This is a genomic window from Psychroflexus sediminis, assembly GCF_900099815.1.
GTDB lineage: Bacteria > Bacteroidota > Bacteroidia > Flavobacteriales > Flavobacteriaceae > Psychroflexus > Psychroflexus sediminis.
In genome coordinates this window covers 1-24,844 of record NZ_FNCW01000018.1, presented here as the reverse complement: position 1 = coordinate 24,844, position 24,844 = coordinate 1, and the positions used below count along the sequence as shown (strand labels likewise).

Annotated in this window: 22 protein-coding genes; 21 read left to right on the top strand and 1 reads right to left on the bottom strand. The window is 36.3% G+C overall.

What is annotated here, in order from left to right; all coding sequences use genetic code 11:
* The first annotated feature begins 1,637 nt into the window (after positions 1–1,637).
* The 19 genes from BLP81_RS12785 (at position 1,638) to BLP81_RS12695 (ending at position 20,567) form a co-directional block, all read left to right on the top strand.
* Entirely contained in the window at positions 1,638–2,672 is a 1,035-nt protein-coding gene (locus BLP81_RS12785; protein WP_093370017.1) for a glycosyltransferase family 2 protein, read from the top strand.
* Positions 2,672–3,535, top strand: a complete 864-nt coding sequence (locus BLP81_RS12780; RefSeq protein ID WP_093370014.1) for a glycosyltransferase — start codon at positions 2,672–2,674, stop codon at positions 3,533–3,535. The genes BLP81_RS12785 and BLP81_RS12780 overlap by 1 nt, the downstream gene beginning before the upstream one ends.
* Before the next feature lie 6 nt (positions 3,536–3,541).
* Entirely contained in the window at positions 3,542–4,435 is an 894-nt protein-coding gene (locus BLP81_RS12775; RefSeq protein WP_093370010.1) for a glycosyltransferase family 2 protein, read from the top strand.
* The gene (locus tag BLP81_RS12770; protein WP_093370006.1) at positions 4,436–4,894 is read left to right on the top strand and encodes a hypothetical protein; all 459 of its coding nucleotides are present in this window, start codon (positions 4,436–4,438) and stop codon (positions 4,892–4,894) included. It begins immediately after the preceding gene.
* Positions 4,895–4,929: 35 nt separating this feature from the next.
* Positions 4,930–5,184: a hypothetical protein gene (locus tag BLP81_RS12765; protein WP_093370001.1), complete on the top strand. Its 255-nt coding sequence runs from the start codon at positions 4,930–4,932 to the stop codon at positions 5,182–5,184.
* A gap of 3 nt (positions 5,185–5,187) precedes the next feature.
* Entirely contained in the window at positions 5,188–6,288 is a 1,101-nt protein-coding gene (gene wecB, locus BLP81_RS12760) for a non-hydrolyzing UDP-N-acetylglucosamine 2-epimerase (RefSeq protein WP_093369996.1), read from the top strand.
* Positions 6,285–7,517, top strand: a complete 1,233-nt coding sequence (locus BLP81_RS12755; RefSeq protein WP_093369991.1) for a glycosyltransferase family protein — start codon at positions 6,285–6,287, stop codon at positions 7,515–7,517. The genes wecB and BLP81_RS12755 overlap by 4 nt, the downstream gene beginning before the upstream one ends.
* The gene (gene neuC / locus BLP81_RS12750; protein WP_093369987.1) at positions 7,514–8,674 is read left to right on the top strand and encodes a UDP-N-acetylglucosamine 2-epimerase; all 1,161 of its coding nucleotides are present in this window, start codon (positions 7,514–7,516) and stop codon (positions 8,672–8,674) included. The genes BLP81_RS12755 and neuC overlap by 4 nt, the downstream gene beginning before the upstream one ends.
* Positions 8,675–8,840: 166 nt before the next feature.
* Complete coding sequence (locus tag BLP81_RS12745; protein WP_093370025.1) at positions 8,841–9,188, top strand: four helix bundle protein; 348 nt, start codon at positions 8,841–8,843, stop codon at positions 9,186–9,188.
* Positions 9,189–9,264: 76 nt separating this feature from the next.
* A complete protein-coding gene (locus BLP81_RS12740; RefSeq protein ID WP_093369983.1) occupies positions 9,265–9,981 on the top strand; it encodes an acylneuraminate cytidylyltransferase family protein in 717 nt (238 codons plus the stop codon).
* Positions 9,982–10,113: 132 nt separating this feature from the next.
* Positions 10,114–11,832 (top strand): asparagine synthase (glutamine-hydrolyzing), encoded by a 1,719-nt coding sequence (gene asnB / locus BLP81_RS12735; protein WP_093369978.1) that lies wholly within the window; start codon positions 10,114–10,116, stop codon positions 11,830–11,832.
* Entirely contained in the window at positions 11,822–13,198 is a 1,377-nt protein-coding gene (locus BLP81_RS12730; protein ID WP_143002841.1) for a hypothetical protein, read from the top strand. Before asnB ends, BLP81_RS12730 begins: the two co-directional genes overlap by 11 nt.
* Before the next feature lie 5 nt (positions 13,199–13,203).
* Positions 13,204–14,346 carry a glycosyltransferase family 4 protein gene (locus BLP81_RS12725; protein WP_093369969.1) on the top strand — a complete coding sequence of 381 codons (1,143 nt, stop codon included), beginning with the start codon at positions 13,204–13,206 and terminating at the stop codon, positions 14,344–14,346.
* Positions 14,343–14,900 (top strand): serine O-acetyltransferase, encoded by a 558-nt coding sequence (locus BLP81_RS12720; protein ID WP_093369964.1) that lies wholly within the window; start codon positions 14,343–14,345, stop codon positions 14,898–14,900. The genes BLP81_RS12725 and BLP81_RS12720 overlap by 4 nt, the downstream gene beginning before the upstream one ends.
* Positions 14,901–16,019, top strand: coding sequence for a glycosyltransferase family 4 protein (locus BLP81_RS12715; RefSeq protein ID WP_093369960.1), 1,119 nt, complete (start codon positions 14,901–14,903; stop codon positions 16,017–16,019).
* 6 nt (positions 16,020–16,025) lie between these two features.
* Entirely contained in the window at positions 16,026–17,144 is a 1,119-nt protein-coding gene (locus BLP81_RS12710) for a glycosyltransferase family 4 protein (RefSeq protein ID WP_143002840.1), read from the top strand.
* 50 nt (positions 17,145–17,194) lie between these two features.
* Complete coding sequence (locus BLP81_RS12705; RefSeq protein WP_093369950.1) at positions 17,195–18,193, top strand: N-acetylneuraminate synthase family protein; 999 nt, start codon at positions 17,195–17,197, stop codon at positions 18,191–18,193.
* A 9-nt stretch (positions 18,194–18,202) separates the two neighbouring features.
* A complete protein-coding gene (locus BLP81_RS12700) occupies positions 18,203–19,594 on the top strand; it encodes an O-antigen ligase family protein (RefSeq protein ID WP_093370021.1) in 1,392 nt (463 codons plus the stop codon).
* A complete protein-coding gene (locus BLP81_RS12695) occupies positions 19,524–20,567 on the top strand; it encodes a glycosyltransferase family 4 protein (RefSeq protein ID WP_093369945.1) in 1,044 nt (347 codons plus the stop codon). The genes BLP81_RS12700 and BLP81_RS12695 overlap by 71 nt, the downstream gene beginning before the upstream one ends.
* A 558-nt stretch (positions 20,568–21,125) precedes the next feature.
* On the opposite strand, the gene BLP81_RS12690 is transcribed toward BLP81_RS12695, so the two are convergent.
* Positions 21,126–21,650 (bottom strand): DUF4920 domain-containing protein, encoded by a 525-nt coding sequence (locus BLP81_RS12690; RefSeq protein ID WP_093369940.1) that lies wholly within the window; start codon positions 21,648–21,650, stop codon positions 21,126–21,128.
* Between the two features lie 100 nt (positions 21,651–21,750).
* On the opposite strand from BLP81_RS12690, the gene BLP81_RS12685 reads away from it, so the two are divergent.
* Positions 21,751–22,818, top strand: a complete 1,068-nt coding sequence (locus tag BLP81_RS12685; RefSeq protein ID WP_093369935.1) for a branched-chain amino acid aminotransferase — start codon at positions 21,751–21,753, stop codon at positions 22,816–22,818.
* Positions 22,819–24,561: 1,743 nt separating this feature from the next.
* Positions 24,562–24,844 (top strand): transposase (locus tag BLP81_RS12680; protein ID WP_093369930.1); only part of this gene is annotated, 283 nt, incomplete at its 3' end.

Sequence of the window (24,844 nt, the reverse complement as noted above, 5' to 3'; positions counted from 1 at the left end):
TATGATTTCAATGTCCAAATTCTCATAGAGACTTCCTAGAGATACAACTAATTCCATTTGAGCTACATCAATACCTGCAACTTCCTTTAAAACTTTTTTCACATGTTCAATTTTTAAAATTAAAAGTGAAAAATCTCTGTTCGTCTTTTCTCCTGATTGGATATTCTGGATACCGTTAAGGTTCCTTACATTCTGTTCAAACTCTACGAGATATAAAAGGATAAGGTCATATCTATCGGTCGATATATCTTATGATTATCTAGCCATCGGTTGACTCTTATCCTCTTTCACTTATATTTGTAAAACTAAAAATTTATTCCAAAAGCAAACATAGGAGCTATCGGGGAGGCTTATTAAAAATACATAAGAAAATTCTACGGAATCCCCAGCCACAGATGAAAAGTAACTCATCCCGCTATCGCGTGATTCAAACCTGCCTTTGCCAGCAACGCAGGCAGGCAGATTTTCATCTCCTTGCCATAGCTGCTTCCTTGATTTTCAATATTTTTTTAATAGGCCGTTTATCATGAACTCAAATATTTGTCACCCTGAACTTGTTTCAGGGTCTTTGCTTAAGCTTATTCGAGATACTGAAGCTCACGACCATTTGGGACAGCAAGACAACAGCTTATGTCACTTCGATTGCGTGCTAGTTTTAAGTGAGAGTGTCGAGAAGGGGTTTGGTTCTAGAATATAAATAGGCTCTATATTAAATTAAAGCTCTCATTCATTTTAGTTCACCCTGGTCGCAGTTGTGTTAAGTGTTCATGAATCTCGTACCTCGATTTGTCTTGACACACAAGCGAAGAAAAAGCACTGCTTTTTTGAAGATTGCGAGCGTTGCTCTGAATCAATCCCCAAAGCTTTGGGGACAAGACTAATTTAAGGAAATTTTTGCTTCGCTGCTCTTCGCAAAACCCCTGCTGGCTTCTTCGCTCCATGCCTGTTACTTCGTAACGCACTTCCGCGAAAGCCACAGTTATTTCTGGAAATTAGTCGGGTTCTCTTAACTTGATGTAAGAAGATATTATCATATGGTTGCTGCTTTAGTTTTTTTCAGTATGATTTTGTTTTACTTCAAGCGCTATTGGATCGTTTAGCGCTAAACTGCATTCAAAAATTACAATTTTACTCACCGACCTGCCTTCCAAGAAACGCAGGCAGGCTCACCAACTCTCGACTATTTCAAATTTTTTATTTTTCATTTCTGACCACCTAAAACCTAAGTCCTAAATCCTAACTCCCGACTACTGTCTCACCGACTCACGATTCACGGTTCACTTTTCACTAATCACTGGATAACTGATGGTAGCTTCGATACGATTCTCCTGGCGTCGAATCACTCAGCCACCAATACACTACTCACTAATCACCGTTCACTATTCACTACTCACTGACAACGGACAACAGATAACCGAAAAACAGACAACTATTACACCACTCTACAAAGTAAAAAAAATCAATAATTTTGAATTAAATAAACAACTCTAAAAAGGGTCAACCTATATCAGGGAAGTTCAACGTACAAACCGACAACCGAAAACTGAAAATAGATAACTGAAAACTGTCAACAGACAACCGAAAACTGTTAACCGTCAACTGAAAAATTCGTAAACTTGCATTACCAATCGAATGCCATGAATAACCAGCCTTTAGTTTCTATCATTATCCCCACTTACAACCGGGCGCACCTCATCGGCGAGACGCTAGACTCGGTATTGGCGCAGACGTATCAAAACTGGGAATGTATTATCGTGGATGATGGCAGTACGGATGATACAGATGCCGTAATGCAAAAGTTTTGCGACAAAGACTCACGCTTTAAATATTATCAACGACCAGAAGAACATTTGCCAGGTGGCAATGGCGCTCGGAATTATGGGTTTAAAATGAGTCAAGGCGAGTATGTGAATTGGTTTGATAGTGACGATTTATTGTCTCCATATTTTTTATCAAATAAAGAACTTGAGCTTTTAAATGGGAATTTTGATGCTATTGTTTCTCTGAGTCAAACTTTTAATAAAATTTCAGGAGATGGTTCAATTTTGTGGAATATTCTACCTGATAACAAAGACCAATTACAATTAAATAATTTAGTGAATGATTTTCTGAAACAAAACATGCTATGGCCACCGATAGCAATAGTTTGGAAAAAAATATTTTTCGATAAAAAAAAGGAGCTATGGAATGAACATTTAAAATCTTGGCAAGACTGGGAATTCCATATTAAAATGCTTTTAGAAAAACCAAATATTTATTTTAAAACTCGTGATATTGACACCTTTTATCGTATTGATAGCAGCGATAAGATTTCAACAAAAAAAAAGGATGAACTATTTTTCATAAATCTTAAAAAAAGTATTGATGCTGTTATTTCACTCTTAAAAAGTCAAGGTTTAATGGGTATTTTCTCTTCTGAAATTAAAAATCTTATCGCAAGGATATTAATAAAATTACCCATACAAAATGGCTACTATAAATTCGCATTAACAAGTGCTTTGAAGTATACATTTTTATTAAAATCTTTATTTCCAATAAAATCATTCATCTTAGAATTAGCTAGACAATACTCTATCTCTAGAAAAATCACAATTCTTTTTTATAAGCCTTATAAAGAAAAAGTTAAGTTTGATACTACATTTATGAAATTAACTAAGGAGAATTTAAAATAATGAACGGTATTTCAGTCATCATATGTTGCTATAATTCTGAACAAAGAATTAAACCAACGCTTGAGCACCTTAACTTACAGCAAACTAATTTTCCTTGGGAGTTGATTATTGTTGATAATAATTGTACCGATGCAACAGTGCAAACAGTCAAAAACTGTACAAAACAGATGCATCAACTTGCTGGACGTACAAGCATTGTTAATGAAAGTGAACCTGGTTTAAATTATGCTAGATTAAGAGGTGTTAAAGCATCAAAATATGACCTTGTTTTGTTTTGTGATGATGACAATTGGCTCAACAAAAGCTATCTTCAACGAGGTTTTAATTTCCTGAAAAATAATCCAGATTTTGGAGTTGTAGGTGGTAGTGGAATAGAAAAGTGTGAAATTGCCGCACCACAATGGTTCGATAAATATAAATCTTTATATGCAATAGGGTGCAGGAATGATGGCGAAGTATCAAATGTTTATGGTGCAGGAATGCTGCTCAGAAAAGAATTATTGAGTGGTATTGATTTTAGTATGTCTGATAGAAAAGGAGATAGCCTTGCTTCAGGCGGAGATAGTGAAATTTGCTATAATGTAATTAATAAAGGTTTTAAAATAAGGCAATTATGCGATAACACTTTTTATCATTTTATCCCTAAGGAGCGCTTAAAGAATGCTTACATCTATAAAATGTTTTATGCGGTTGGCAAAACTAGGAAGGAGTTATATAAAATTTCTCCAAAACACTATAAGTTATTTAATCCTTCCTACAGACTTAGAAAAGACTTAAAAAATTTATTTAGAGCTGTAATGAAATTAGATTGGATAAGTGTAAAATGTAACTTTTATTCTCTAAAAGCCTATTGGTTAAATTAAACTATAATGAAAAAAATTCTTCTATTCTCACCATTATGTAAACCTAAAGCGGTTTTAGAAGTTACGCTTCCTTCTTACCTAAACTTGAAAAGCCAAGGTTTTACTTATGATATACTTTTATATAATGATAATAATATTGAGGATTCAAAAAAATATACAGATAACTTTATCTCACAACACGATAATGTAAGTTTGTTGCCTAATATTTTTAATGAAAATTCTGCATACCAAAAACATAATTGGAATATCAGTTTAATAGACCGTATCAGTGCTATTAAGAATAAAGCTATAGAATATGCCTTAAAAAATAATTATGACTATATTTTCTTAGTAGACGCAGATTTAGTCTTAAACCCAAACACCTTAATAAGCCTAGTAAACGCTCAGAAACATTTTATTTTTGAGATTTTTTGGACCATGTTTACAAATGCACATTATTATAAACCCAATGCTTGGGATTATCATTCTTGGGTATATGATTCTCCCGAAAGTATTATTAAACTTAAAGAGCCAGGCGTTTATGAAGTGGGTGCTGGTGGTGCGTGTACTTTGGTGAGTCGAGAACTATTAGCGCGTGGCTTAAATTTTAATAGATTATCTAATATGCGATTCCCTGGAGAAGATCGTCACTTCTGCACTAGGGTACAGGCTTTAAATGAAAAGGTTTATATTGACACCCATTACCCGGCGTTTCATATACACAATCCAAAGCTTGTAGACGAGGCTAAACAATGGTATGAGACCGGAGCAAAACCTAAACTTTTTTATTCTTGGCTAACTGATGAGTGGAAAAATAATCTTAGGAGAAGCTTTGAAGAGCCAAAGACTAAAATAGCTCAAGTAAAAAAGGGCCTTTATTTAGCAAGAAGGGCTTATATCAATTACTTTAAAAAACTATAAATGATATTAATTAATAAAATCTTAAACCGATATTATAAATATTTTGGCTCAAGGAAGTACAGCAAGTTTGTAATTATTGCACGGTCTAGAACAGGAAGTAACTTGTTAAACAGTTATTTAAATAATTCCCCTCAAATTATAGCAAGAGGTGAATTGTTCGGCAGAATAGGTGATAAGGACAAAAAAAGAATATGGACTGATATATATAGAAAATATAGTTCACTGGTTTGTTGGGTAGGTTTTAAATTGTTCTATGAGCATCCTGTAGATTCAGATTCGAAATTTGTTTGGAATCAAATTAAAAAAGATAAAAGCATATTAATTATTCATTTAACAAGAGACAATAAGGTAAGAGCTGAACTGTCTAAGTTAATTGCTTTCAAAACAAAAAAATGGGCAGCAAATACCTCTAAACCTAATTTTGAAAAAGTATTATTAAAAAAAAAAAAATTAAATTAGATGTTGATTCTTTTTTAGAAGAAATTCAATCAGTTGTGAATTACGAAAATTATATTAGACAAGAATATTCAGATCATAAAATAATTGAAATTACTTACGAACAACTCACTAAAAACCCAAATGAAACAATAGATAAAATTAGAAAAGAATTTGATATCGATAGCTTTAAAATTGAAACACCTTTAGCTAAACAAAACACTGAAAGTATTGAAGATTTAGTCATCAATTTTGAAGAGCTTGAAAAGAAATTAACGGGCACTCAATTTCATCCTAACCTATCAGAAAGTTAAATTATGAAAATACTAATATGTTTCGGCACAAGGCCTGAAGCCATTAAAATGGCACCTGTGGTTAAAGCTTGTATGAGACATAAAACTATCAAGACCAGCGTTTGTGTAACAGCACAGCATCGTGAAATGCTTGATCAAGTTTTAGATTTTTTTCAAATCACACCTGATATTGACTTAGACTTAATGCAACAAAACCAATCGCTTAATCAACTTTCGGCAAGGATTATTGAAAAAATGGATACTGTTTTAGTTTCAGAGCAACCTGATTGGGTTTTGGTCCATGGCGATACTACAACCTCAAGTATGGTCGCTTTAGCCGCTTTTCACAGAGGTGTTAAAGTCGGTCATGTTGAGGCTGGTTTGCGCACCTACAATAAATATTCGCCATTCCCAGAAGAAGTTAATCGTCAATTAACTGGTAGAATAGCCAATGCCCATTTTGCACCTACACAAAAAGCCTACAACTGCTTGATGAAAGAAGGAGTAAAAAAAGAAGAAGTTTTAATTACAGGAAATACCGTGGTTGATGCTTTACAGATGGGTTTGAAGTTAGCTAAACAAAAACCTCCTGAATACCTAAAAAAACTACTAAATGAACTCAAACCACAAAAAAAACTCATATTAGTCACAGGACATCGAAGAGAAAATTTTGGTGAGGGATTTTTACAGCTTTGTCGTGCTTTAAAAAATATAGCTAAACAGCATGGTGTAGAAATTTTATATCCAGTGCATCTCAATCCTAATGTAAAAGATGTCGTGCATAAAGAACTTGGGCAACTAGACAATATCCATCTAGTACCACCAGTAGAGTATCCTGTCATGTTAGGCTTGTTAGAGGCTTGCAATTTAATCATTTCAGATTCCGGAGGTATCCAAGAAGAAGCACCGAGTTTGGGTAAAATGGTTTTGGTAACTCGAGCAACATCGGAGCGGATGGAGGGAATAGAGCAAGGTTTTGCTGAATTGGTTGGTGCTAATGCCGATAAAATTACAGAAAGGGCTTTGTTTTATCTAAATCATCCTAAAGTCCTGAAAAAGCAAGATAATCCTTACGGTCAGGGAGATGCCTCTGAAAAAATAATCAACTATATTCTAAGCAGATGAAAATATTAATATTAGCTGAAAACTTAGAGGTGAACCGCACATCATCAGGTATTACTTGTAATAATCAAATTTCGATTTATGATTCCTTTAATGATGTTACTGTTTTGACTTCAACAGCATTTCAAGATTTTAGACAAAAAGACTCAATTCGTTATAAGTTTTTAGATCTTAATCAAATAAATAAAAGCTTTTTGGAAGATATTACTAAGCTATCAGCTATACCAGCTTTTATAAATGGTTTAAATTTTAAAGCAAGAAGTATAGTAAACAAATGGGCACAGGAAATAAAGAATATTTTAAAATCTAATGATTATGATTTAGTTGTGAGTATGGGATCTGGTTTGAGTTTTATGCCTGCGTACGCAATGTTAAAAGTGGACAAATATTTATACGGTAAGTACATGATGTTTGTTCATGACCCTTATCCTTCACATCAGTATCCACCGCCTTATGAAAAGAAATCGTCTTTGCTTTATAGGAAACAAGCACAACTTTTTGGTAAAGCTTTGTCCAAAGCAGATATTATTTCATTTCCGTCACTTAGACTTATGGAATGGATGAATGAATTTTACCCAAATGTAAATAATAAATCAATTATTCAACCTCATTTAGGCTTAACTCAAAATGAACTTAAAAATATTTTACCTGAACAAAAAAAAGGTGAACTGCCTAAATTTTACAGTGGTTTAAATATTGTACACACAGGAACACTACTCGGACCGAGAAATCCATTGTATTTAATTAAAGCTTTAAAATTATTATTTAAGAAAGAACCTAAAGCAAAGGATGTATTTCATTTGCACATCATTGGTAAAATGACAAAAGAATGGTATAAAGAAAAGTTAACGGCAGATAACGTTCACACTCATGCTCATAGGTACACGTATTTAGAAAGCTTAGAAATACAAAAGAAAGCGGATGTTTTACTTTTGTTAGAGGCTGTTTCAGATGTATCTCCATTTATGCCTGGAAAATTAGCAGATTACCTAATGGCAGAGAAACCTATTCTCGCCTTAACACCAAAAGCCTCTGAAACAACTAGGATACTTGGTAATGACTATCCGCTTTTAGTTGAAAACGGAAATATTGAAAAAATATATGAAAAACTTTTATTGCTATATAAATCCTATAAAAATGATACACTAAAGAATTTAATACCTAGTTCTGATAGTTACGAGTATGTTTTACCTAAAAACTGGTATAAATCATTAAAAATGTTATCCAAATGATTTTAAAAAAAATCTGCGTCGTCGTTACAGCACGCCCTTCCTATTCAAGAATAAAAACAGCATTACTAGCCTTGAAAGCACATAAAGATGTACAACTTCAATTAGTTGTTGCTGCATCCGCCTTGCTGGAACGCTATGGAACTGCTGTTAATTATATGGAAGCGGATGGGTTTACTATAGATGCAAAAGTCTTTAATGTGCTGGAAGGAGAAAATTTAACCGCTGCCGCTAAAACAACGGGTATTGGAATACTTGAACTATCAAGTGTCTTCGAAAACCTACAACCTGATATAGTGGTCACTGTAGCAGACCGTTTTGAGACCATGGCTACGGCTATTGCAGCTTCATACATGAACATTCCTTTAGCGCATATCCAAGGCGGAGAAGTGACAGGAAACATAGACGAAAAAGTAAGACATAGCATTACTAAACTAGCAGATTACCATTTGGTGGCTTCACAAGATGCAGAACATCGCGTTTTGAAATTAGGAGAAGATCCTACTTCGGTTTTTAATACAGGCTGCCCATCCATCGATTTAGCCAGGGAAGTTAAAAAGTTAAGTAGCTTACAATTTTACCCTTACACAACCTACGGTGGAGTAGGAGCAAAACCCGATTTAAGTCAGGGCTATTGGGTAGTGATGCAGCATCCAGTGACCAATGAATACAAAGATTCCAGAACACACATCGAAACGACCTTAGACGCCATAAGGCAATATACTGACTTGCCGGTAATATGGTTCTGGCCTAATGTAGATGCTGGTTCTGATGGCACTTCTACAGGAATTCGCTCTTATAGAGAGCGCTTCAATTTGGATCATGTACATTTCTTTAAAAATATGAAAGGCGATGACTTTTTAAACCTGCTCGATCATTCAAAAGGATTAATAGGAAACTCATCGGTTGGTATACGGGAATGTTCTTATTTGGGCGTTCCTGTGATCAATATTGGTAGTCGACAAAACCGACGTCAACGCGGAGCTAACGTGATCGATGTAGGTTATAGTACTGCTGATATCCTTCAGGCTATGCAAAAAATTTTAACCAATCCCAGACCTGCCTCTGAAAACATATACGGTAATGGAGATGCAGGGAAGAATATTGCTGAGGTGCTGGCGAATGTGGAGTTGAAGTTTCATAAGACGATTTCTTATTAGTAATTTAGTTGATAGTGAATAGTTCATAGTAGTTAGTTCATAGTTGATAGTCAATAGTAAAAAAACAACAAGCTCCCACTAACTAGCAACGAACAACCAACAACGATCAACGAACAACCAGCAACCACCAACGAACAACGAAGAACCAGCAACGAACAACCAAAAAATGGATTATAAAAAACTAGATGCTTGGAAACACGGTTTTGAATTAGTGAGTTTGATTTATGATGAAACGAAATCGTATCCTAGTGAAGAAATATATGGATTAGTTTCTCAAATGAGGAGATCAGCTGTTTCAATTGTTTCAAATATTGCAGAAGGATCTTCTAGAAATTCTTTTAAAGACTACTATCGCTTTATTGAAATAGCCTATGGTTCAACAGTTGAATTAGAAACACAAGTCCTGATATCAATTCGCTTAGGATATTTGAAAAGTGATAGTATATTAGAGGAGATAACACAGCTTAAAAAACTTTTAAACGGTCTAAAGCGTTATTTAAAAACAAAATTTTAAATTCCTAAAAACGACCAACCAACAACCATCAACCATCAACCATAAACCAGCAACCAGCAACCAACAACGACCAACCATGAACCAGCAACCAAGAACTAGAATCCTCGCCATCATTCCCGCCCGCGGCGGAAGCAAAGGTGTGCCGAGAAAAAATATAAAAGAATTAGGGGGCAAGCCTTTACTAGCTTATACGGTGGAGGCAGCTCAGAAATCTAAATTAATAGATCGACTGATCCTATCCTCTGAAGACGAGGAAATCATGGAAGTAGCCAAAAGTTTAGGGGTTGAGGTTCCTTTTAAGCGTCCAGAGCAGTTGGCAAAAGACCAGTCTGGAAGTATGGGGGTGGTTCAGCATGCTGTGGAGGTTTTGGAGCAGCAAGGCGATGTGTATGATGCTGTTATTTTGCTACAAGTGACTTCACCTTTCCGAGAAGAAGGCTTTATTGATCAGGCCATTGAAAAATTCATCAAGTCAGAATCGGATGGGTTGGTAAGCGTGTTGCCGGTACCGCATGAATTCAATCCGCACTGGGTATTTGAAACTGATAAGAATGATGAATTAAAGATAGCTACTGGAGACGAAGAAATCATCAAACGCAGACAGGATTTACCTAAAGCTTTTTTTAGAGATGGAAGCATCTATATCACTAAAACTGAATGCATCAAGAAAGGAAGTTTTTTTGGAAAGAAACTAACTTACATTGAGTCAAATCCTGATCTTTATGTTAATATTGATACGATGAAGGATTGGGAGAAGGCTACGAACACTCTAGAAAAAATAAAGCTGACTTAAGATTCTTAAGAAGATAGTCTTAAGACTTAGGATTTAAAATAGTTCTTCGCAGTTTTGTTTAAATTCGAGGTGCCTGTACTGAGCAAAGTCGAAGTAGAGTCGAGAATAGACAAAAAATAATAAAGTATAAACATGTGTGGAATTTCAGGAATTATAGGTACTAAAGCCAATTTGACCAACATTACAAAAATGACCGATGCGCTTTACCATAGGGGTAATGATAACATCAGTCATTTTATAAGTGATGGATTGGCGTTAGGCCATAACCGTTTGTCCATAATTGATTTGGATGCTTCAGCCAATCAGCCTTATCAGAAAACTGGTCAGCCTTATACGCTTGTCTATAATGGCGAAATATATAATTATATTGAGCTTAGAGAAGAATTGAGCGAATTGGGTCATCAGTTTGAAACCTCATCAGATACAGAGGTTTTATACGAAGCGTTTTTAGAGTGGGGGGGGGATTGCCTGGAACGACTTAATGGCATGTTTGCCTTTGCGATATGGAACGATGAGACTAAAAATTTATTTGCAGCCAGAGATCGTTTTGGAGTCAAACCATTCTATTATTACCAGGATAAGGAAAACTTTATATTTGCCAGTGAAATCAAAGCGATTCGAAAACATGTAAACGTCGAAGTTAATAAAAAAGTTCTTGCTAATTATATGATGTTTGGCAGTTATGGTTTACCAGAAGAAACTTTCTACGAAACTATACATCAGCTTCCAGCGAGTCATTTGTTGAAATTTAATCAGGATGCGATTAAGGTTATGTCCTGGTACAATTTTGTAGAACGCGTTCAAAAAAAAAGAAAAGAATTAGAAGGTGTAAAAGAACATCGAGTTAAACACGACTATAAACAGCTGTTGGAAGAGAGCATTGCTTTACGTTTTAGGGCAGATGTACCTGTGGGCTTTACAATCAGTGGAGGTGTAGATTCTTCTTTGTTACTGGCTCTAGTCAATCAGAGAGAGGATGCTAAAAACATAAAGGGGTTTACGTTTTACACCGATGATGAACGTTACGACGAATTGCCCTGGGTAGAAAAAATGGTGGAAACCACATCAACTGAATTACATAAAGTAATATTTAATGCTTCAGAGGCTAATGAGGCTCATGATAAACTTTCTAAAATCCAAGATGAGCCATATGGAGGCATTCCAACCTTAGCTTATGCTAAACTTTTTGAAGAAATAGCAGAACAAGGTATTAAGGTAGTATTAGACGGTCAAGGCATGGATGAAGCCTGGGCAGGTTATGACTATTACCAGAGCGATTCTAGTCAGACTATACAAGGTCAGAGTAATAATAGTCCTTTCAAAGCCTCAGTATTAAGTGAAGACTTAAAAGCTTATGCAAAAAAGCCTGAGTATCCTAAGCCTTTTGGAGACGAACTTTTAGATAAGCAGTACCGCGACTTATTTTATACAAAGATTCCTAGAGCTTTACGCTTTAATGATCGCATTTCGATGGCTTCTACGACCGAATTACGCGAACCTTTTTTAGACTACCGATTGGTTGAATATGCGTTTTCATTGCCAAAAGCAATGAAAATAAGAGAGGGGCAGGGAAAATATGTATTGCGCCAAATATTGAGCGATTATAGAAAAGATGTGGCTTTAGCTCCTAAGCGTCCACTGCAAACTCCGCAACGAGAGTGGTTAGGTGAGGAATTAAGTTTTATGGTAGAAGAAGCCATAGAGAACATAGAAAAAAGTAGTTTTGTGGACTATTTTAAAATAGATGAAATCAGAAAAGAATGGCAGTTCTACAAGCAGGGAAGCCAGGAGTCTAGTTTTCATTTATGGCAGTGGATTAGTATTAGTGAATTAATAGATCATGAAGAATAGTCTTTTTGTATTAATGCCCGATGGAGTAGGGATAAAAAATTATATTTATGCAAATGTTTTTAATGATTTAGACAAATCTGTTACATTACTTCATAAGTTTAAAACTGAAACACTTAAAGATTTTGAGATTGATGATCAGATAAAATTTCAACATTTAAGAAACTACAAAGAAACTTTCTTTGAAAAATATTACCGAGAAAAAATTCATCTATCACGTTTAAAGTATAATGCAAGCTTAAAATCTAATTCTAGTATTTTAAGCAATTACATGCCAAAAAAAAATAAACTCTCTCATAAATTATTTTACAGTATAGTAGAAATTAGTACTAGAAAAAATATTAGTAAGAATCACATTCATTGGCTTGAAAAAAGATATGAAAAGTTATTAAGGAAGTCAAGAGTATATAAAGAGTACTACCATTTTTTCAAAAAGCATGAATCTTCTAAACTTTTCTGCACTCACCAAAGAGCAATTATTGCAGCGCCCATTTTTGCAGCAGCTAAAGATGCAGGTATAGAAACCATAACTGCAATTTATTCATGGGATAATTTACCTAAAGCCAGATTAGCTTTGCGAGCAGATAAATATATCGTGTGGAGCCCTTACATGAAAAATGAGTTAAAAGCCTATTATCCAGAAATAAAAAATCACCAAATTAAAGTGTTTGGCACCCCACAATTTGAATTCCATTACGACAAATCTTTATTATGGACAAGAGAAAAGCTTGCGGCTTATTATCATTTAGATATGAATAAGAAGTGGCTGTGTTTCAGCGGTGATGATAAAACAACTTCTCCATTTGATCAGCACTATTTAAAAGATATTGCCAAGATATTAAGCGAAAATGAATTAGTAAATCAATGGCAAATATTACTACGTCCGGTTCCTGTTGAAGGTTTTGATAAATATCAGGAGGTTATTGATCAGTACCCTCATCTTATTAAAAAAACTGGTGCCGCTTGGAAATTATCATCTGAATGGTCAGATGCATATCCTAAAAAAGAAGATTTGTCTGTTTTAAGCAGTCTTTGTGAACATGCCGATGCTGTGATAAATGTAGGCTCTACGATGGCTTTAGATTTCGGGATGCATCAAAAACCAGCTATTTATATCAACTACGAAGCAAAAGAAAATTCATATTGGTCAATTAAACGGATTTATAAGTTTCAGCATTTTAGATCAATGGAAAATATAGAGCCCGTAGTCTGGTTAGATTCGCCTGAACAAATTATAGAGATTTTAAATAATTTAGACAATTACAAGCAAAGAACAAAAAAAGACATGGAGTTGTGGTGCGAAAAGATTATACCATTTAATTTAAGACTAGAGTCAAGCCAATTGATTGAAAATGAACTTAATATATAAAAACTATGCATATTGTTTTCCTAACATCAGAATACCCTAAAGACGGGTTACCACATGGTGGTGTTGGTACTTTTATTCGGATTTTAGCTCGAGGTTTGGTGAAACATAAAATCGAAGTGAGTATTATTGGTCTTAACTATATTCAAAAAGATGAAGTTCAAAATGATAAAGGGGTTAAGATTTATCGTTATAAACGTTCCAATGTTCCAAAAATGGGATGGTTACTGAATAATAACATCTTAAACAAAGCCCTTAAAAGCTTACACAATAAACATACTATTGATATCGTTGAATCAGCAGAACTTGGCTTAGCGTTTATCAACAAAATACCGAAAATTAAATACTTAATTCGCATGCATGGCGGACACCACTTTTTTGCAGAATCAGAAAATCGTGGGGTAGAGTCCTGGAAAGCCTTTCAGGAGAAAAGAAGTTTTAGAAAAGTGGACCATATTATAGGCGTAAGTGAATACGTACTCAACCATACAGCAAAAGTTTTAGAGTTTGAGGCAAAACGTGGTGAAGTTATTTTTAATCCCGCTAATCTAGATATGTTTTATCCAGCTGATTATAGTAAAGAAATAAAAGGGCGTATTTTTTTTGCTGGTTCCATTTGTGAAAAAAAAGGGATAAGACAACTGGTTAAAGCTCTGCCAATAATTAAAAAAGCAGTTCCTGAAGCACATTTGATAATTGCTGGTCGTGATACCAAAATTAGAGGGACACAGGATTCATATTTGGATTATCTTAAAACAGAAATTCCTGAAGAGGTGAAAGATGATATTTACTTTTTGGGTTCAATAGAAAACACCCAAATCCCAAAAGAAATAGAAAAAGCCGAAGTCTGCGCCTACCCCTCTCATATGGAAGCCATGCCTTTAGCCTGGATTGAAGTCTTAAGTATGGGTAAAGCCTTTGTTGGAAGTAATTTAGGGCCTGGGCCTGAAGCAGTAAAACATGGTGAAACAGGCTTGTTATGTAACCCCTTAGATATTGACGATTTAGCAAAGCAAATAATTATAATGCTTCAAAGCAGAGAGAAAGCACGTCAAATGGGACAAAATGCCATCGAAGATGTCTATAAACGTTTTGATTTAGAGGTGCTTATAGAGAAGAACATAAGGATGTATGAAAGTTTAAAGGAATGAAAAGTCTATTCAAACTTTTAAAAACAGATTATTCAAAATACAAAAAATACGGAGGTAATTTTTTTACCATATTTTTTTTTACTCAGGGGTTTTGGGCAATACTACAGTATAGGTTAGCTAGTAGTTTTTATTATTCTAAACTCCCATCATTTATAAAACAAGTTTTATTGTTTTGTTGTTTAATATGGCAAAAAGCAATTGAAATAGTAACCGGCATTTCGATTCCTGCGAGTGTTAAGATTGGACATTCCTTTTATATAGGACATTTCGGAAATATTATCCTAAATGCAACTGCGATAATAGGTGATAACTGCAATATTTCTCAGGGTGTAACGATTGGTGTTTCCGGCCTTGGTAAGAGGAGGGGGGTTCCTGTAATAGGTAATAATGTATATATTGGTGCTAATGCCGTTATTGCAGGAAAGATTAACATAGGGAATAATACAATTGTAGGTGCAAATTCATTGGTTAACAAAGATTTTCCTAATAATTCAGTTCTCCTGGGTGTGCCGGCACAATTAATAAAAAAAGTAGATTCAAACCCGTATATATAGATGAGTTTTCTTATCCTGTCTTCAGCACCACTTATTAAAAAAGGGAACAGCTATGCAGCTTATACTCCTTACGTTGATGAATTAGTTTTGTGGAAAAACTCAACTGATATAGAATTTTCATTTTGCTGTCCTGTCTGGTTTGATGATAGAGGTCTACTGAATAAACAACTTGATTTTGAAATTAAACGTATTTATGAATTAAGTGATTTCAATCTAGGAGGCTTCAAAAATTTCATAAAAACGCTAATTAGTTCTTTCTTTAATTTAATTACTATTTTTAAAGCAATGAGTAGGGCAAGTCATATCCACCTACGCTGTCCTGGAAATATGGGGTTACTAGGGTGCTTAGTGCAAATCTTATTTCCAAAAACGCCTAAAACAGCTAAGTATGCAGGGAACTGGGATCCAAAATCAAGACAACCCTGGAGCTATAACCTGCAAAAATGGATTTTAAGCAATACTTGGCTTACCAAAAACATGCAGGTCCTGGTTTACGGCGAGTGGTCTAATCAAACCAAAAATATAAAGCCGTTTTTTACAGCCACCTATAGAGAAGAAGAGAAAGAATCAATAAAAATTAGGGATTATACCCGGACACTTCATTTTTGTTTTGTAGGGAGTTTGTCTAAGGGTAAGCAGCCTAATAAAGCTATTGAACTGGTTGAGAAATTAAAAAAAGAAGGATGGGATGTCGTTCTTCATATTTATGGTGAAGGATCTCAAAGAGAAGATATTGAATCGCAAATCAAAAAGAACAGTTTGGAAGATTTAGTTTTTTTATACGGTAACCAGCCTAAAGCTAAAGTAAAAGAAGCTTTACAGCATAGCCATTTCTTAATCCTGCCCAGCAAGTCAGAAGGCTGGCCGAAAGTAGTGGCTGAAGCTATGTTTTGGGGATGTATTCCTGTCGTAACTCCTGTGTCCTGCGTTCCATGGATGCTTGATTTTGGAAAAAGAGGTGTACTCATGAATGATAAAGATATTAATGAAACTGTTGAGTTATTGCAAAAGTTATTAAAAACTCCTCAGCAACTAGAAACAATGGCCAATCAAGCAGCAGTCTGGTCGAGGCAATATACTTTAGATAAATTTGAAGAAGAATTAAAGAAATTGTTATAAAGCGAATTGTCTAAATTTATCCTAATGACTAGCAACGAAAAACAATCAACCAAAATCAGAGTTATCCAGCTCATTGACTCCTTAGATGCTGGAGGGGCCGAGCGCATGGCGGTCAACTTGTCAAATGCTTTAGTGGATCAGGTTGAATTTTCTGGTCTTGTTGTGTCTAGAAGTGAAGGTGTGTTGAAAACTCTCGTTGATGATAAGGTAAGCTATTTCTTTTGTTCAAAAAAAAGAAGCTTAGATATCGCTGCTATTTTCTTTACTTTAAGATTTATTAAAAAGAACAAGATTAATTTATTACATGCTCATGGCAGTTCATATTTTTTTGCTTTTCTATTAAAAACATTTTACCCACAACTTAAATTGGTATGGCATGATCATCATGGTAACAGGCCTAATGAAAGTCAATCGCTAAAAACTAAAATATTAAAAAAAGTCTCTAATCGATTCAGTCATATCTTTTGTGTCAGTAAGGATTTAGTCAAATGGTCTAGAAAAGCTTTAAATAGCTCAAATGTATCGCTTATTCATAATTTTACAATGAGTAATAAGATATCGTTTAAAAATGAAACGGAATTTGACTTTCCATATATAGTTTGTGTGGCCAATTTGAGATGGCAAAAAAATCACTTAAACCTGATTAAAGCTTACTCTATATTAAAACAAAATAATATGAAGTATAAATTAATTTTAGTTGGCGCCGATAAAAATGATGGCTATTCTCATAAGCTTAGAGAAAAAATAAAAGATTTGAATTTAGAAAAGGACGTCCATATTCTTGGTCAACGATCTGATGTAGAGTCTATAATAGCTAATTCGTCTCTTTGTGTATTAACCTCAGATGTAGAAGCTTTGCCTATGGTTTTGATAGAATACGCAAATCATAAAAAACCAGTCATTGTAACAGATGTTGGCCAGTGTGCAGATGTGGTGGGTAATTATGCTCAGGTAGTCAAACCCAATGATGCTGAGGCCTTATCTAAAGCCATAGGGTATTATATCGATAATCCAGATGTTGCCAAAAGAGATGCTGAAGCTTTGCATGAGAAAGTTCAAAAGGAGTTTAATGCAGAGGTTATTATCCGTCAAATCATCGATATATACGAAGAGGTTTTAAAGTGATGTAGTTCACTAAAGTTGTCTATTTTTACGCTGACATATTATATTTAATTATGACATATCTTATAGCGGAAGTTGGTCAGGCTCACGAAGGAAGTTTAGGGATGCTTCATGCCTATATAGATGCCGTATCCAAAACCGGAGTCGATGCCATAAAATTTCAAACTCATATCGCTCATGCAGAAAGTAGTATCCATGAACCTTTTCGGGTAAAATTTTCCAAGCAGGACCAAACCCGCTATGCGTACTGGGAACGGATGTCGTTTTCTCAGGAGCAGTGGAATGAAATAGGGGAGCATTGTAAAGAAGCTGGCTTGGACTTTATTTCCAGTCCATTTTCCAACGCTGCTGTCGATCTATTGGAAACTGCTGGTGTTATGCAGTATAAAATTGGAAGCGGTGAGGTCAATAACTTTTTACTCCTGGAAAAAATAGCGCAGACTAAAAAGCCTGTGATTTTATCCAGTGGTATGAGCTCGTGGGATGAACTCAACGAAAGCATTGAGTTTCTTAAATGCAGAAATGTGGACTACTCAGTCTTGCAATGTACTACCAGTTATCCAACTCAGCCTGAAGAATGGGGGCTTAATGTGATTCAAGAATTAAAAAATCAGTTTAAAGTGAAAACGGGTTATTCCGATCATTCGGGGAGTATCACCTCTGCCATATCAGCCATGGCCTTAGGGGCCGAGATTTTAGAATTCCATGTGGTGTTTCATAAAGAGATGTTTGGTCCAGATGTCACTTCTTCTCTGACTTTAGATCAGGTTCGTCAGGTCGTCAAAGCGAGAGATGGGATTAGCCTGGCTTTATCTCACCCCGTAAATAAAGCTGATAATTCAAGGTTTGGAAGTTTAAAATCCATTTTCGAAAAATCATTAGCAGTTAATAAGGCATTGAAGAAAGGGCATGTTCTTACATTTGATGATCTTGAAGCTAAAAAGCCTAAAGGCTATGGCATAGACGCTAGTCAATTTAAATCTGTTATTGGTAAGAAACTGAAAATTGATAAGCAAGAGTGGGATTTCTTAAATAAAGAAGACCTAATTTAATCATTGATCTTGAGAAATATTACCTCATATACATTAACAAGATACCAGCAACTTTTATTGCATTTGGTCATTGGAGTTGTTGTGAGTGTTTTCTCAGTATTTACTCAATTATATCTTGCTGTTATAGTTGTGTATTTCATTTATAAGATTGTGTACAATCAAAATAAAACACTTTATGCATTAGGCGCTGCTGCCTATATAGCTTCTGCTGAGGTGTTTTTAAGAATGACAGGAGCTATGCCATTCTGGGAGATGGGTAAATACCTAGTCATTTTCTTTATGCTCTTGGGAATGTTGTATGAAGGCTTTAAGCTGAAGGCCTGGCCTGTATTAATTTTCCTTGGCTTGTTGTTGCCTGGTGTGGTGATTACTTACCTGAACTTTGACTACTTTGAGGAGAGCTTTAGAAAAACGATCTTATTCAATCTGTCGGGTCCTCTCTCTTTATTTGTTACAGCCTTGTTTTGCTACCATAGACAAATAAAATTTAAGACGTTGTTAAAAGTTGTAGATATGATGATATTGCCTATCATATCTATGGTAGTCTATATTATTTTATATGCGCCTTCTTATGAACAGGTTGTTTTTACTACGGAGTCAAATCAGGTTATGTCTGGAGGATATAGTGGAAATCAGGTTTCAACTATACTGGGCTTAGGTATGTTTTTGACCTACGTGAGATTTTTGATTCCTTACAGGAATTCAGTGTTAAACATTATCAATATTGCTTTGCTTGGCTTATTTACTTATCGTGGCTTATTAACTTTTTCAAGAGGGGGATTTATCACCGCTATAGTGATGATGGCTGTTTTCACGGTTTTGTTTATTAACTGGGCGCCTTTAGTTAAAAAAGCTCAAGCCACAATGAAATTGGTGGGCTTAGGTGTAGGTGGATTACTGATATGGGGTGTTGTAATGCTTGTAACTGGAGGCTTGATCTTTAATCGGTACACTGGTAAGAACGCTAAAGGTATACAGCAAGATATAACAACTGGTCGTGGAGATATCATAAGTGAAGAACTTTCAGCATTTCTTGAGGACCCATTTCTAGGTATTGGCGTAGGTATGGGAAAGTTTTTTAGATATGAATTAGATGGAGAAATTGCGGCGAGTCATAATGAAGTCGCGAGAATGATTGCTGAACATGGTTTGTTTGGAATTTTAGCCCTTGCAATATTACTACTTATACCTCTAGGGTTTTTATTGTCAAAAAATAGGAACCTACTTATGCTGCCTTTTGTCGCGTTTTGGTTTTTGACGATTAACCATTCGGCCATGCGAGTGGCTTTACCTGGATTTATGTACGGACTTGCTCTTTTAAATGTAACTTATGCTTCTAAAAAAACGAAAAAATCCAAAATCAAAACAGCTCCTGTACCTCGGCAACAAGCTGTCGCTTAAAGGGAGAAATGTTTCTACGGTTGAATTTTTGTCGGGTCAGTTAGAAGCTGAGGGTTATCAGGTAATATCTGGCTCCGGCCAGAAGAATCAGGGACTTCGATTATTGGACATGCTTATGATGCTCATCAGGCATCACTCGAAAACCCGTGTTTTGATTCTTGATACCTACAGCACCTCCGCCTTCTGGTATGCTTATGCGGTGAGTCAGTTGGCTTATCGCTTAAAACTAGATTATATGCCTATTTTACACGGAGGCGACTTACCCAAACGATTAGAATCCCATCCACGGCATTGTCAAAAGCTTTTTGGCAGAGCCAAAGTTAATGTGGCTCCGTCACGCTACTTAATGCATCACTTTCAGCAGGTGGGATATACTAACTTAACCTATATCCCTAATACGATTAATTTGGAGAACTATACTTTTAAGCTGCGCGAAAAACTACAACCCAGTTTGCTATGGGTGAGATCATTTGCACACTTGTATAATCCCCTGTTAGCTCTAAAGGTTTTACAAGAATTACTAAAAAGCTATCCTAAGGCTAAACTGAGTATGGTCGGTCCATTTAAAGACGATTCCATCGAGGACTGTAAAGCTTACGCCAAAGCGCATAATTTACCCGTGACCTTTACCGGAGGGATGCCTAAAGCGGACTGGCTGGACTATGCTAAAGACTTTGATATCTTTATCAATACCACCAATGTGGACAATACGCCTGTGAGTGTTATGGAAGCCATGGCACTGGGACTTCCGGTGGTAAGTACAAATGTAGGCGGGATTCCCTTTTTGCTAGAAGATGAACAAGATGCCTTACTGGTTAACCCCGATGACGTGAATTCATTTACGGGAGCTGTGTCAAAACTCTTAAACAATCCAGAACTCGCTCAAAAACTCTCTAAAAATGGCAGGGAAAAAGTCGAGCAGTTTGACTGGGAAGTGGTAAAGGAGAAGTGGGTTGAGGTGATTGGTGAATAGTGACTAGTGAGTAGTATTTAGTGAATAGTGATTAGTTTTCGTGTAGTCCTTTATTTATGGACTTCAAAATTCCTTTTCCCTTGAGGCGATGTGCTGAGCGAAGTCGAAGTAGAAATGCCGTAGGCAAAGGGTGTTTGAAGTGATTAACTGATATTTGTTGTCAGTTTTCAGTTGAAAATTTTTAATTTTTACTCACGACCTGTCCGACTGGCGTCATTCAGGCAGGCTCACGACTCACTCCCGATACTTCGGGATCACGACTCACGACTCACTCCCGACACTTCGGGATCACGACTACCGACCTGCCTTTGCCAAGGAAACCTGCCTGCCAAGGCACGACAGGCGGGCGACAGGCAGGCCTGCCTTCCAAGGAACGCAGGCAGGCTACTGTCTCCAATTTTCAACAAGCTGAGATTTTTCTTTCGCTCCCGCCAAAAGTCGGGCAGGCAGAATGACATACAGTCTGCCGACTATACCACCATACTATTACTCAACTACACTATTACACGAAAAAAATAGTCAACAGAAAACGGTTAACGAATAACTGACAACTGACGTTTACCTAACCGCTCTCACTCCCTCCGCAATAAACCTGTAATTCAGTTCCGGCTCGGTGATTTTAGCGATGTCTGCTTCGCTTTGGCCGGCGTCCTTAGCATAATGCCTTAGGGTTTTGACATCGGTTTGTTCGATGAAGGCTATGCCGTTCACCAGCATTTGGTGTCCCTGACTGTCTTTGGGGACAAAGAAGCCATAATCTTTAAACGTCACATGAGCAAATCGGCCTTCTGCTAAGTTCAGTTTCATCCAGCAGCCTTTTTTTGCACATACGCCCTCGACTTGCGATTGAAATTGAACTGAAAGCGTGTCTCCCGGCTTGAGATCCTGGTAGAAAGCCAGCATTTCGCTGTTGGATTTTACCTCAGCAGAGCTGAATTCATTACCGAAAATAGAGTCGGTTTCGATACTGAGTTCTTTTTCCTGGGAAGGAGTTTCAGTTAGACCTTGGTTATCTTGCTTTGATTCTTTTGAGCCACAAGCCAAAAACATCAATAATATCGGTAAGAAAAGTAGCTTTTTCATGATAATAATTGAAAATTTATAATAAGAATAACAACAAAGTTAGGAATCTTCCTGAATTAACCTTATTAAAAATTAGTACATTTGCAAAAAACACTAAGCAATGAATAACACTGATATACAACCTGATATTACCGAAATCAAAAATTCAAGAATTGATCAGGTAGATTTTAGTAATCTTCAATTTGGAAAAGTGAATGCGGACCATATGATGTACTGCGATTACATCGATGGCGAATGGCAAACTCCCAAAATTGTGCCTTATGGCCCTATGGAAATTGAGCCTTCTGCAAAAGTTTTTCATTACGGCCAGGCTGTTTTTGAAGGCATGAAAGCCTTTAAGGATGAGAACGATCAGGTGTGGTTGTTTAGACCTGAACAAAATTTTGAGCGGATCAATAAATCTTCCAAACGTTTGGCGATACCAGAATTTCCCGAAGATTACTTTTTTGCTTCCTTAAAAAAGTTACTGGAACTGGACAAGGACTGGGTTAAAAAAGGAGAGGGAAATTCACTTTATATCCGTCCCTTTGTGATTGCTACCGAAAATGGCGTTTCCGCTTCAGAATCCGATCGCTACCGATTTATGATTATCACCTGTCCTGCGCAGGCTTACTATAATAAACCTATTAAAGTTATTTTTGCTCAGGAGTACAGTAGAGCAGCCGATGGCGGTGTAGGCTATGCCAAAGCGGCGGGTAACTACGGCGCTCAGTTTTATCCAACCAAACTGGCTAAAGCCAAAGGCTTGGATCAGATTATCTGGACAGATGCCAGTTCTCACGAATATCTGGAAGAAGCCGGGACGATGAATATTTTCTTTAGAGTTGGAGATAAACTGCTGACGGCTCCTACTAACGACAGAATTTTGGATGGGGTCACGCGTAAAAGTATTATCCAGTTAGCTAAGGATAACGATATTGAGGTGGTGGTTGAAAAGGTTTCTGTCAAAGAAATTGTGAATGCTGCCAAAAGCGGAGAATTGAAAGAAATCTTTGGAGCCGGAACTGCTGCGACAGTTGTAAGAGTAGAAGGCTTTGAATATGATGATGTGTATCATGATTTACCAATTGTCGACGAGCCTTACGGAACTTTCTTTAAGAAATCCCTACAGGACATTCAATACAACAGAGTCGAAGATCCACACGGATGGACGGTAAAAGCTTTTTAGTGACTAGTGGTGAGTGACTTACTACTTGATACTATTTACTAGCAATTTATACACTATAAAATGAGAGTTAAGCCTGATGAATTTTTCATTGGGCTTTTTTATGAACGGTTTTCAGTTGTCTGTTGACAGTTCTCAGTTTTCAGTTGATAGTTTACAGTTAATAGTGATGTGTGAATAGTTCTTAATGAATGTTGATTGGGGGCTGAGTGATTCGACGACAGGAGAATCGCACCCGCCTGCGCCTGCCTGTCGTGCCTCTGGCAGGCAGGTTTCCTTGGAAGGCAGTCTCAAAGTAACATCAGGGTTTAAAATTAAAATAAATTAAAAAAATGGCCTACTTTTTATGGAATCATAAAAACCAGAAAGCGGTGAGGATAGGACTAAGGAGCAAAGCACTAGTGAAACGGTTTGCTTTGCGAGGGGGGAGCCGCTTTTGTAGTTTTTAAAGACATAAAAATAAGCCTAGACCTTTTTGGTTACTCCAAATAGCTATCGGGATTACGGCAATTGAAATCGAGGAACGAGATTCACGAACACTTAATACAATAAAAGCTTGGGTGAGATAAAAAAGTAATGAAACATGAGTTAGATTCAAAACAAAAATAGAACATGTAGCATTAAACCATTTCTCGATACACGCGCTAAAGGCGGGCACCTTTCTGCGTTTCTTGAAAGATAGGCTCGAAGCTAAACTAAATAGTGTCATGCTGAACTCGTTTCAGCTTCTCCAACATATTAGTCTAGACCCTGAAATAAATTCAGGGTGACAAAGCCTTATGGTCGGGTAAGCCGTATTCCCCAGATAGGACAGATATCTCAGAGCTGCCGTAAATTACTTGTTGATGGCCTACATAATTTCCAATTCTTAGGTTTGTCAAAGCCAAAAATCAAAAGCTTGTAAGCAGAACAGAAAATCTTTAATCCTCACAGCTATTAAGTATTGAGAGTGTATTAAAACTGAAAGAAAGTCAAGATAGCTCGAGTTAGAATCTGAAAACTGAATTTTGGCAATTCCGATAGTTCTGCTGAGTCAAATTGATGAATATTCTAACTAGCAACAAAAGACTCAATAGCCGAAAGGAGCTCAAGTGACTGATCCTTGCTGTTTTGCTGCTTGGGGTACGCAGGTGATGCGGCGATAGGAAAATCGAATCAAAATGAAGGCAGCTGTCAGTTCGAGCCCTCCTTAGGCGTGCAGGTGTCGGGCTTTTGCGTCGAGATGTATCGAAGCTATCATTTGTTATCAGGTGACAGTAATCTGTTGTCTGTTCTGGCCTGCCTGCGTTCCCGCCTGAGGCAGGCAGGTCGAAGGCACGTTAAGTTGTGAGTGAATTGTAGAGGTTAACTTGCTACTAGTCACTTGCTACTGATGACTAGTTCACGATAAACGCTAAACGAAAAACTATAAACGGACTTTGAATACTGAATAAAGAATGCTGAATAAAGAATAACGAATTTTAAACTTGTCTCTTTACTCCTGACTCACTCCCGACACTTCGGGATCTCGACTCAGGACTTATTTCAAATTTTCCATTACCTTTTAGCTACTACCCGCTAAACGCTAAACGAAAAACTATAAACGGACTTTGAATACAGAATACTGAATAAAGAATTTTAAACTTGACTCTTGTCTCTTGTCTCTTGACTCCTGACTCCCGACTCACTCCAGGCGCTTTCGGATCACTACTCAGGACTTATTGTCACTCCCTGATATAGGTTGACCGTTTTAAAACCATTTTAAAGATGATAAAAAGCGGAAAACGTTTAGGACCAAGAAAGATTTATTCAGAAGATTTTAAGCTTCGAATAGTCAAACTTTATGAATCAGGAAAGCATTCAGTTTACGAATTAGAAAAGATTTACGATATTTCAAATCAATCGATTTATAATTGGATCTACAAATATTCAAAATACAACAAGAAATCAGTAAAAGTTGTCGAGTTTAAAGATAGTCAGATGGATAAAATTAATAAAATGCAGGCTCGCATAAGTGAACTGGAACAGGCTCTAGGTCAAAAGCAAATGA

Bases quoted from the DNA above. Each gene is read 5' to 3' on its own strand.
- wecB (WP_093369996.1), top strand. From the start codon at position 5,188: ATGAAAATACTAATATGTTTCGGCACAAGGCCTGAAGCCATTAAAATG.
- BLP81_RS12690 (WP_093369940.1), bottom strand. From the start codon at position 21,650: ATGAAAAAGCTACTTTTCTTACCGATATTATTGATGTTTTTGGCTTGT.
- BLP81_RS12685 (WP_093369935.1), top strand. From the start codon at position 21,751: ATGAATAACACTGATATACAACCTGATATTACCGAAATCAAAAATTCA.
- asnB (WP_093369978.1), top strand. From the start codon at position 10,114: ATGTGTGGAATTTCAGGAATTATAGGTACTAAAGCCAATTTGACCAAC.
- BLP81_RS12745 (WP_093370025.1), top strand. From the start codon at position 8,841: ATGGATTATAAAAAACTAGATGCTTGGAAACACGGTTTTGAATTAGTG.
- BLP81_RS12775 (WP_093370010.1), top strand. From the start codon at position 3,542: ATGAAAAAAATTCTTCTATTCTCACCATTATGTAAACCTAAAGCGGTT.
- BLP81_RS12730 (WP_143002841.1), top strand. From the start codon at position 11,822: ATGAAGAATAGTCTTTTTGTATTAATGCCCGATGGAGTAGGGATAAAA.
- neuC (WP_093369987.1), top strand. From the start codon at position 7,514: ATGATTTTAAAAAAAATCTGCGTCGTCGTTACAGCACGCCCTTCCTAT.
- BLP81_RS12705 (WP_093369950.1), top strand. From the start codon at position 17,195: ATGACATATCTTATAGCGGAAGTTGGTCAGGCTCACGAAGGAAGTTTA.
- BLP81_RS12715 (WP_093369960.1), top strand. From the start codon at position 14,901: ATGAGTTTTCTTATCCTGTCTTCAGCACCACTTATTAAAAAAGGGAAC.
- BLP81_RS12780 (WP_093370014.1), top strand. From the start codon at position 2,672: ATGAACGGTATTTCAGTCATCATATGTTGCTATAATTCTGAACAAAGA.
- BLP81_RS12740 (WP_093369983.1), top strand. From the start codon at position 9,265: ATGAACCAGCAACCAAGAACTAGAATCCTCGCCATCATTCCCGCCCGC.
- BLP81_RS12770 (WP_093370006.1), top strand. From the start codon at position 4,436: ATGATATTAATTAATAAAATCTTAAACCGATATTATAAATATTTTGGC.
- BLP81_RS12755 (WP_093369991.1), top strand. From the start codon at position 6,285: ATGAAAATATTAATATTAGCTGAAAACTTAGAGGTGAACCGCACATCA.
- BLP81_RS12695 (WP_093369945.1), top strand. From the start codon at position 19,524: ATGCTTCTAAAAAAACGAAAAAATCCAAAATCAAAACAGCTCCTGTAC.
- BLP81_RS12785 (WP_093370017.1), top strand. From the start codon at position 1,638: ATGAATAACCAGCCTTTAGTTTCTATCATTATCCCCACTTACAACCGG.
- BLP81_RS12725 (WP_093369969.1), top strand. From the start codon at position 13,204: ATGCATATTGTTTTCCTAACATCAGAATACCCTAAAGACGGGTTACCA.
- BLP81_RS12720 (WP_093369964.1), top strand. From the start codon at position 14,343: ATGAAAAGTCTATTCAAACTTTTAAAAACAGATTATTCAAAATACAAA.